At 69.7% G+C, this 2,455-nt stretch carries 3 protein-coding genes; 2 read left to right on the forward strand and 1 reads right to left on the reverse strand.

Features of this window, described 5'->3' with window-relative positions; all coding sequences use genetic code 11:
• Together AC1DOC_RS29325 and AC1DOC_RS29330 are read left to right on the forward strand one after the other, a co-directional pair.
• Positions 1-663: S41 family peptidase (locus tag AC1DOC_RS29325; protein WP_478131086.1), on the forward strand; the 663-nt coding region annotated here is incomplete at its 5' end.
• A 34-nt stretch (positions 664-697) separates the two neighbouring features.
• Positions 698-1,453, forward strand: a complete 756-nt coding sequence (locus AC1DOC_RS29330) for a HesA/MoeB/ThiF family protein (RefSeq protein ID WP_478081307.1) — start codon at positions 698-700, stop codon at positions 1,451-1,453.
• A 13-nt stretch (positions 1,454-1,466) separates the two neighbouring features.
• Here AC1DOC_RS29330 and AC1DOC_RS29335 read toward each other — a convergent pair.
• Positions 1,467-2,455, reverse strand: a 989-nt coding sequence (locus AC1DOC_RS29335) for an AsmA family protein (protein ID WP_478131087.1), incomplete at its 5' end; no start/stop codon positions are given.

Raw genomic sequence — 2,455 nt, forward strand, 5'->3', positions numbered from 1 at the left:
GTGGTGTCGACCGACGGCCAGCTGGCCGAGAGCAAGTCCGTCTACAAGGCGGCGCCCGAGTTCTACCAGCGCCGCACCGGCAGCGATCCGCTGCGCAACCTGCCCGCGGCGCTCAAGACCGTGCCGCTGGTGGTGCTGGTGAACGAAGGCTCGGCCTCCGCGAGCGAGATCGTGGCCGGCGCGCTGCAGGACCACAAGCGCGCCACCATCATGGGCAGCCAGACCTTCGGCAAGGGCTCGGTGCAGACGGTGCGCCCGCTCGGACCGGACACGGGCCTCAAGATCACCACGGCGCGCTACTACACGCCGAGCGGTACCTCGATCCAGGCCAAGGGCATCGTGCCCAACGTGCTGATCGACGAAAGCGCAGAAGGCAGCCCGTTTGCCGCCCTGCGCATGCGCGAGGCCGACCTCGAAAAGCACCTGGCCAGCGGCCAGGGCCCCGAAACGAAGGACCCGGAACGCGAAAAGGCCCGCGACGAAGCCCGCAAGCGCCTCGAGGAAGAAGCCAAGAAGCCGCCGCAGGACCGCAAGGTGCCCGAGTTCGGCACCGACAAGGACTTCCCGCTGGTGCAGGCGCTCAACCGCCTCAAGGGCCAGCCGGTGCTCGTGAGCAAGACCCAGGTCATCGTCGAGAACAAGGAAGAAAAGAAGGAAAACTGAAGCCGCGCTGCCACCAAGGCGGCCCGGAGCGCGCATGGACGATCACGACCTGCTGCGCTATTCGCGGCACATTCTTCTCGAAGAGTTCGGCATCGACGGGCAGGCGCGCGTCAGTGCCGGCCACGCGCTGGTGATCGGCGCGGGCGGCCTGGGCTCCCCGGTTGCGCTGTATCTCGCGGCCGCCGGCGTCGGGCACATTGCCCTTGTGGACGACGACGAGGTCGACCTCACCAACCTGCAGCGCCAGGTCGCCCATACCAACGACCGCGTGGGCCGGCTCAAGGTCGAATCGGCCGCCGAGGCCATGCGCGCCATCAATCCCGACATCGCCATCGAGACGCACGCCCTTCGTGCCGACGAGGCGCTGCTGTCGCGCCTGGTCGAGGCCGCGGACGTGGTGGTCGACTGCTGCGACAACTTTGCGACGCGGCACGCCGTCAACCGCGCCTGCGTGGCGCATGGCAAGCCGCTGGTGGCGGGCGCCGCCATCCGCTTCGACGGCCAGCTGAGCGTGTACGACACGCGCGACGAAGCCTCGCCCTGCTATGCCTGCATCTTTCCGCCCGACGCGGCCTTCGAGGAAACGCTCTGCGCGGTGCTTGGCGTGTTCGGCCCGGTGGTCGGCACCATCGGCACGCTGCAGGCCAGCGAAGCGCTGAAGCTGCTCGCCGGAATCGGGCCGTCGCTGGCGGGCAAGCTCCTGATGTTCGACGGGCGGCGCACCGCCTTCGATACGCTGAAGATCGCGCGCGATCCGCACTGCAGCGTGTGCGCGCAGCGCCCGGCCTGAAGAAGCGCCCTTCTCAAGGCTGCCGGGCGCCCTTGGCCCGAGCGGCGCCCTTGGSGGGGGCTCCGGGGGTCGGGCGATTCGCTTCCGACAGCACGCCCTTGCAGTCCGAATCCTGCCCCGGTCCGGTCTCGATGGTCGCGGCCAGTCCCAGCAGCGGGTTGACGGTGCCCAGCGCGAGCGCCGCCAGGCCGCGCCCTGCCAGCGGGACCACCTTGACGCCGCCCGTTGGCGAACCGAAAGTGCCGCCGATGACCAGCGGCGTGCGCAGCGAGAGGATGTTCTTGCTCTTGGGCTCCGGGCGGACCACGAAGTCGAGCGTTTCGGTCGCGAGGTTGGCCTGGCCGGTGGCATAGAACACGGCATTGGTCGTGTCCAGCACGAGGGTGCGCCCGGTCATCAGCCCCTTGTTCACGTCGAAGGCCATGGCCGCGCAGCGCAGCTCGACGTTGCGGTCGCCGCGCAGCAGGAACTTGATGATGTCGCCCCCCACGAGCGTCGCGAAGACCGGCAGCAGGTTGCCGAACTGGCCGTGCCCGGAAATCACCGCGACGTCGCCGGAAGCGCCTCCGAGCCAGTTGGCCACGGAATTGCCGGCGCCCGACAGGTTGATGCGGCCGTCGAGCCGGCCCACGCTGTTGCCCGTGGTCTCCAGCTTCGGAAACACCCGGGCGAGCTGCATGCCGCGCAGGTCGAGCGAGGCGCGGATGTCGGCCGGATCCTTCGCGCCGTCGATGCGGATCGCGCCGGCCAGCTTGCCGCCGCCCACGCCCAGGTCGAGCGGATCGAGCGTCAGCACGCCGTTGTTCAGCTTGACCTGCACGCTGCCGCGGTCGAGCGGCACGTCGCGCACGTTGCGGATGCGGTCGGCCGTGTACTTGACCTCGGCGTTCATGGCGCGCAGGCGCTCGAAGTCGAGCTTGGCGCTGGGCAGTACCTTGGCGCCCGGGGCACGCTTCGCCTTGATGGTGGGCGGCGGCGCGACGCCCTCGACCGCCTTGGCCG

This window comes from Variovorax sp. 01T439_2 (genome assembly GCF_056398445.1).